This is a genomic window from Gemmatimonadetes bacterium SCN 70-22 (assembly GCA_001724275.1).
Classification (GTDB): domain Bacteria; phylum Gemmatimonadota; class Gemmatimonadetes; order Gemmatimonadales; family Gemmatimonadaceae; genus SCN-70-22.
This window is the reverse complement of the sequence record MEDZ01000075.1, coordinates 1-6,643: the sequence shown is the minus strand read 5'-3', so window position 1 is coordinate 6,643 and position 6,643 is coordinate 1. Positions and strand designations below refer to the sequence as shown.

Below are 6,643 nucleotides of genomic sequence, written 5' to 3'. Positions count from 1 at the left end.
AATCCGTTCCCACCCCCACCATTCCCGCGCCACCGTCGCCCCCGGCCAGCATCCCCGCCCCGCCGCGCTTCATCTCCTCCCCCGCCCCCCGCGATCCCTTCCGCCGCGTCGTCGCCGAGCCGCTCGAGCGCGCCCTCCGCGCCACGCTCGCCGCCCGCGAGCAGTCCATCCTCCTCCTCAACCGGCGCGGCTACTCCGCCTTCCTGCAGTGCACCACCTGCGGCGACGTGACCGCCTGCCCCAACTGCTCCATCTCCCTCACCTACCACCGCACCCCGGAACGCCTGTTCTGTCACTACTGCGGTCACGCCGAGCAGGTCCGCGTCGTCTGTGCCCGCTGCGGCGCCGCCACCATGCGGCAGCGCGGTCTCGGAACCCAGCAGGTCGAGCGCCTCCTGGTCGAGCGCTTCCCCGAGGCGCGCATCGCCCGCATGGACGTCGACACCACCAGCGGGAAGTGGGCGCACGCCGAGATCCTCGACCGCGTCGGCGCCGGCGAGATCGACATCCTCCTCGGGACGCAGATGATCGCCAAGGGGCTCGACTTCCCCAACGTCACCCTCGTCGGGGTGATCGACGCCGACGTGGGGATCAACCTCCCCGACTTCCGTGCGGCAGAACGAACGTTCCAGCTCCTGTCGCAGGTTGCCGGGCGCGCGGGGCGGAGCGTGAAGGCGGGGCGCGTCATCATCCAGTCCCGCATGGGCGACCACCACGCCCTGCGCTGCGCCGTCACCCATGACTACGAGGGGTTCGTCGCCGAGGAGCTCCCGGCGCGCGAGTCGCCCCCGTATCCGCCGACGATCCGCCTCGCCAACGTGATCTTCAGCGCCACCGCCGAGGACGCCGCCGCGACCCTGGCCATGGCGGGGACCGACTGGCTCCGGCGCCTCAACGCGGCCCACCCGGCTTTGCAGCTGACGGTGATCGGCCCCGCCCCGGCGCCGGTGGAGCGCATCAAGCAGCGCTGGCGATGGCACACCCTGGTCAAGGCGCAGGGGAGCGCCTCGATGACGCGCGCCCTCCGCTACTTCGCCGAGCGCTTCGACGTCCCGAACCGGGACGGAATGCGCCTGGTGGTCGATCGTGACCCGGTGAGCCTGCTCTGAACCGCACGGAGGGCCGCGCCATCGGGGCGGCGCGCCCCCCTCAGCCCCGACCCTCGCCCCCCGCGCGGGTTGTTCGCCCCTCTGCGGGCGGTGATCTTTCTCCATCCCCGCGACGCGCACGGCGTCGCGGGGACCACCATCGAGCAGGACCCCATGCAGATCCTCGGGCCGTACGTCGCTGGCGTTCGTGATCTCCCCCCGTCGCACTCCGGGGTGGGGCGATGAACGACACCACGCGCCGCTTCCTCTCGGCGATCGTCGAGCGCATCCCCGCCGGGGGGCGCATCGTCGAGCTGCGCCTCTTTCCCGCCATCAGGCAGGGGGGGAACGAGAGCGGGGTCGCGGTCGTCGCCGTCGAGCCGCCCGAGGCACCGGCCATCTCCGACATGTCCGGGGGGGACTCGGACGCGGCATCCGGCGAAGGCGCGCCGGCGACGGAGCACTCTGGGGGAGAGGGGGCGGCGGACTTCGCCGTCGTCGCGCACGACATCGTCGACATCGACGTCATCACCGAGGACGAGGAGGGGCTGACGGGTGACGAGGCGGCCGCCGCGACCTCGCCCGTCTCCCTGGCCGACGCGGCCGAGGAGGAGGGGGTGGGCGAGGCGCTGGACGACGAGATGAACGACATCGTGGTGAGCGTCGCGTCGCTCGAGTCCGCCGCAACGGACGTCGCAACGGACGTCGCAACGGACGTCGCAACGGACGTCGCAACGGACGTCGCAACGGACGCCGCAACGGACGCCGCAACGGACGCCGCAACGGACGCCGCGCTGGAGCCAGATGCGGAAGCCATGACGGACGCAGAGGCGGAAGCCGCGACGGACGCAGAGGCGCAAGCCGCGACGGACGCAGAGGCGCAAGCCGTGACGGACGCGGAGGCGGAGGCCGCGACGGAGCTGGAGGAGACCGCCGAACCCGCTCGCCCGAGGCGCTATGCGGTCCTGACCGCCCGCTATCGCTACACCTTCAAGGGGCCCGATCGCGGCAAGTGGGACATGGAGCTCACCCACGAGGCCGATGCCCCGCTCGACACGGTGGAGCGCGTCGCACGGGGCGTCGCCAAGCGCGCGGGGGACGAATCGGAGCCGGAGCACTTCTCCGGCGAGTCGCTTCGCCAGGCCCTCGAGGCGCCGGCGTGGGTCACGACGCCGTAGTCGAGGCGTTCGCCGCCTACCTGCGCGAGCACGCCCTCCCGGTGACCGCGCAGCGCCTGGTCATCGCCGAGATCATGCTCGGCTCCGACCGCCACCTCTCGGCCGATGACGTGGCGCTGGAGCTGGCACGGCGCGAGAGCGGGATCGGGCTCGCGACGGTGTATCGTACGATCGACCTGCTGGTGAAGAGCGGGCTCCTCGTCGAGCGCGACTTCGGCGAGGGGTTCAGGCGCTACGAGCCGGCCCGCGATGTGCCGCATCACGAGCACCTGTTGTGCACCGTTTGCGGCAAGGTGAAGGAGTTCCGCGACGAGCGCCTCGAGCGGATGACGATGATCGTGGCCGAGGCGCACGGCTATGCACGGCAGCGCCACCGCCTGGTGATCTACGGGATCTGCGACGACTGCCAACGCGGCGGCCATCGCCCCCTTGTTGCAGGCGCCACCTCGATGCCCCAAGACCCGCCCTGACCGTCCCGTTCCCGTCTTCCCGTCTTCTCGTCTTCCCGTCTTCTCGTCCCAATCCGTGACTCCTGAATCCGTCGGCCTCTTCATCGCCTTCTCGGCCGGGCTGCTGTCGTTCCTCTCGCCCTGCGTCCTTCCGCTCATCCCGAGCTACATCACGTTCATCACGGGGCTGAGCTTCGACGACGTGCAGGCCCGGCGACGGGTGGCGCTGACCCACGGGCTCCTCTTCGTCCTCGGCTTCTCGCTGATCTTCCTGGCCCTCGGGGCGACGGCGACGGTCCTCGGGCGGGTGATGTTCTCGCAACGCGACCTCATCACGAAGGTCGGCGGGGTGATCATCATCGTCTTCGGCTTGTACCTGGCGGGAGTGCTGAACATCGCCTTCTTCTCGCGCGAGCGGCGCGTGCACCTGGCGGACAAGCCGGTGGGTTACCTCGGGACCGTCCTGGTCGGGATCGCCTTCGGCGCCGGGTGGACCCCGTGCATCGGCCCCATCCTGGGATCCATCCTGATCTACGCCTCCAGCGAGGCCGACCTCCCCCGGGGGCTCGCCCTCCTGACCGCCTATTCCATGGGGCTGGCCGTCCCGTTCATCCTCGCGGCGCTCGCCGTCGATCGCTTCATGGGCTTCTTCCAGAAGTTCAAGAAGCAGATGCTCTGGGTGCAGCGCATCGCCGGCGTCATCATGATCCTCGTCGGGATCCTGATGATCACGAATCAGTTCACGATCCTCGCCAGCTGGCTGCAGCAGTTCACGCCGGAGTTCATTCTGGAACGGCTGTAGGGGGCGGCGGACGGCGTAGTCTAGAAGACGGGAAGACGAGAAGACGGGAAGACGGGAAGACGAGGGCCGCGGACTCACCGCTGCGCGCTGTCGGTGCGCGCTGGGGAGCCTTGCTCCACCTCGTACTCTCCTCCCTCCCGCCTCTCGTCCTCTCCCCCTTCCTCCACCGCCTCCTCCAGCGCCTGCCGCGCGAGGAGCTCCCAATAGCGGCCGCGGCGCGCCAGCAGCGCCTCGTGGCGCCCTTCCTCCACGATCCGCCCCTCGTCGAGGACGATGATGTGATCGGCGTCGCGAATCGCGCTCGCGCGGTGCGAGGCGATCAGCGCGGTGCGCCCGCTCAGCGCCGATCGCAGCCCGCGCAGGATCGCCTCCTCCGTGTGGGTGTCGACCGCGGAGAGGGCGTCGTCGAGGACGACGATCGACGGGCGACGGGCGAGGGCGCGGGCCAGGGCGGCGCGCTGTTTCTGGCCGCCGGAGAGGTTGATCCCGCGCTCACCGAGCAGCGTCTCGAAGCCGCCGGGAAAGTCGCGGATGGTCTCCGTCAGCTGCGCGACATCCGCCGCCCAGGTGACCTCCGGTTCGCCAGTGACGCCGTCCGTGCGGATCACCGCGCGCGAGGCGCCTTCGGCCGAGGCGCGACCGGCAATCGCGCCCCCGCCGCTCGCGCTTGGCGCGTCGCCGCCGTGGTCGCCCAGTCCATACGCCAGGTTGCGACGAATCGTATCGCTGAAGAGGATCGTCTCCTGCGGGACCACTCCCAGCGTTCCCCGCAATTCGTCGAGCGCGAGCTCGCGGATCGGGACGCCGTCGATCCGGATCTCCCCCTCCACCGGATCCCAGGTGCGCGGGAGGAGGTCGAGCAGCGCCGACTTCCCGCTCCCGGTGGCCCCCACGATGCCTAACGTCTCGCCGGCCCGGACGGTGAACGAGACGTGGCGGAAGACCCAGCGCGGCGCATTCGTTGCCCCTGGTGGCGGCGGGTAGTGGAAGCCGACGTCGCGGAACTCGATGGTCCGCCCTCCCGTCGACGGGGCAAGGTGACGCGGCGCCTCGGGGGAGGTGATGGCCGGGCGCGCGTCGAAGACCTGCTCCAGGCGTTGCATCGAGGCGCTGGCGCGCTGGAACAGGTTGAAGACCCACCCCAGGGCGATCATCGGCCAGATCAGCATCGTGAGGTACATGCCGAACGCCACGAACGCCCCCACGGTGATCACCTCGCGCACGACCAGCGTCCCGCCGGCCCCCAGCACGATGACCGCCCCCATCCCGCCGAGCAGCGCGAAGGTGGGACTCATGAGGGCCTGCAGCCGCGCCAGCGTCATGTTGCGCGCGAAGTAGTCCTCGCTCATCGCCTCCCACCGCCGCTCCTCTGGCGCTTCCTCTCGGTAGGCCCGCACGATGCGCGTCCCCGCCAGGTTCTCCTGCACCCGGGTCGTCATCGCCCCGAAGTGTTCCTGCACCTCCTCGAAGCGCGCGTGCACGGTGCGCCCCAGCCGCACCATCACGAAGGGGAGGGGGAGCATGGGGACGAGGGCCAGGGCGGTGAGCCGGGGCTCGATGGACAGCATGAACCCCAACGCCATCAGGCCACCGGTGACCGTGTTCACCAGGTACATCACCGCCGGTCCGGCGGCCATGCGCACCGCCGACAGGTCGTTCGTCAGGCGCGCCATGAGCTCGCCGGTCCGCGTGCGCCCGAACCACCCCGCATCCAGCGCCAGGAGGTGCTGCAGCAGGTCGTTGCGCATGTCGTACTCGATGCGCCGCGACAGCGAGTTGATCGCCTGGCGCATCCCGAAGCGGAAGACCCCCCCCACGAGCGAGATCCCCAGCATCGCCCCCGCCACCCGCCACGCCGTCGCCAGCGATCCCCCAGGGTGCATCCCGTCGATCCCGTGGCGCAGGAGGGTCGGGTTGATGCTCCCCAGCGCCCCGGAGACGACGACGCACAGCAGCCCCCACGCCAGCGTCCCGCGATAGGGACGGTAGTACGGGATCAGGCGGAGGAGGGCGCGCACGGGGGGGACTCCGTATTGCAATGGTGAGGCGGGACACGGCACTTTTGGCGTGTCGGGCGGTATGTTGACACGGCCCTACCCATCACCTGGAGGAAGCACGATGTCACAATATATCCGTCGCGCCGGTTGGCCCGCGGTGATCGCCCTCGCCGTCCTCGTCTCCGCCTGTGGCGGGGAGAAGAAGGGCGAGGACGCGCTCTCGCAGGACACGGCCCTGGCCCGCGACCTTTCGGCGATCGGCGGCGACACCGCCGCCCAGCCGCAGCTGCAAGACGTCCCCGCCCCGGCCCCGGAGCAGCCGGCCCCCGCCGCTACCACCCCCAGGCCGCGCCCAAAGCCGACCACGACCAGGCCGGCGACCACCAAGCCCGCCCCGGCCCCGGCCGCCCCGACGACTACCCCGGGCGGCAACGTCGCCGAGAAGGGGACGGGGACCGCTGAGAAGATGGGGACCGTTGCCGCCGGGACGTCGCTGCACCTCAGCGCCGCCGACAAGGTCTGCACCAACACCAACAAGGTCGGCGACCGCTTCGTGGCCACGCTCAATTCGGACGTGACCGGTTCGGACGGCGCGGTGATTCCCGCCGGGGCCGCCGTCACGATCGAGCTCACGACGCTCAAGCGCAGCGAGAACGCCAACGACCAGATCCAGATGGGCTTCCGCGTCGTCAACGTCACGTTCGGCGGGCGCACGTACGCGGTCGATGCCGACGTCCAGACGGCCTCGATCACCCGCGTGCGCTCCAGCACGGGGGGCGACGACGCCAAGAAGGTCCTGACGGGCGCCGCCGCCGGCGCGGTCATCGGCCAGATCCTCGGCAAGAAGGCCAAGTCGACGATCATCGGCGCCGCCGCCGGCGCGGCGGCCGGCGGTGCGGCCGCAGCTGCAACGGCCAACTACGACGGCTGCGTCAACTCGGGCGCCAACATCGTGGTGAAGCTCAACTCGCCGATCCAGGTGGCGGTGAGGTAAGGGACGGAAGGGGGGAGACGGGAGACGGGAGTGCTCGAAGGGCCCGGCGCTGGCCGGGCCCTTCGTGCGTGCGTGACGATGGGGCGATGCCGCCGTTCGTTAGGCGCCCCTCGCCGCCACCGGCCCCGCACGCCG

At 70.9% G+C, this 6,643-nt stretch carries 6 protein-coding genes; 5 read left to right on the top strand and 1 reads right to left on the bottom strand.

Going from position 1 to position 6,643, the window contains the following annotated elements; all coding sequences use genetic code 11:
* The 4 genes from ABS52_19055 to ABS52_19040 form a co-directional block, all read left to right on the top strand.
* A partial coding sequence (locus tag ABS52_19055; GenBank protein ID ODT00043.1) for a primosomal protein N' occupies positions 1 to 1,109 on the top strand: 1,109 nt, incomplete at its 5' end.
* A 221-nt stretch (positions 1,110 to 1,330) separates the two neighbouring features.
* Positions 1,331 to 2,266, top strand: a complete 936-nt coding sequence (locus ABS52_19050; GenBank protein ID ODT00042.1) for a hypothetical protein — start codon at positions 1,331 to 1,333, stop codon at positions 2,264 to 2,266.
* Complete coding sequence (locus tag ABS52_19045; protein ID ODT00041.1) at positions 2,248 to 2,736, top strand: hypothetical protein; 489 nt, start codon at positions 2,248 to 2,250, stop codon at positions 2,734 to 2,736. Before ABS52_19050 ends, ABS52_19045 begins: the two co-directional genes overlap by 19 nt.
* 55 nt (positions 2,737 to 2,791) lie before the next feature.
* Complete coding sequence (locus ABS52_19040; protein ID ODT00040.1) at positions 2,792 to 3,517, top strand: cytochrome C biogenesis protein; 726 nt, start codon at positions 2,792 to 2,794, stop codon at positions 3,515 to 3,517.
* Between the two features lie 74 nt (positions 3,518 to 3,591).
* Here ABS52_19040 and ABS52_19035 read toward each other — a convergent pair whose 3' ends face one another.
* Positions 3,592 to 5,535 (bottom strand): hypothetical protein, encoded by a 1,944-nt coding sequence (locus ABS52_19035; protein ID ODT00039.1) that lies wholly within the window; start codon positions 5,533 to 5,535, stop codon positions 3,592 to 3,594.
* A gap of 136 nt (positions 5,536 to 5,671) precedes the next feature.
* On the opposite strand from ABS52_19035, the gene ABS52_19030 reads away from it, so the two are divergent.
* Positions 5,672 to 6,508 (top strand): hypothetical protein, encoded by an 837-nt coding sequence (locus ABS52_19030; protein ID ODT00038.1) that lies wholly within the window; start codon positions 5,672 to 5,674, stop codon positions 6,506 to 6,508.
* Positions 6,509 to 6,643: the final 135 nt, after the last annotated feature.

Bases quoted from the DNA above. Each gene is read 5' to 3' on its own strand.
- ABS52_19050 (ODT00042.1), top strand. From the start codon at position 1,331: ATGAACGACACCACGCGCCGCTTCCTCTCGGCGATCGTCGAGCGCATC.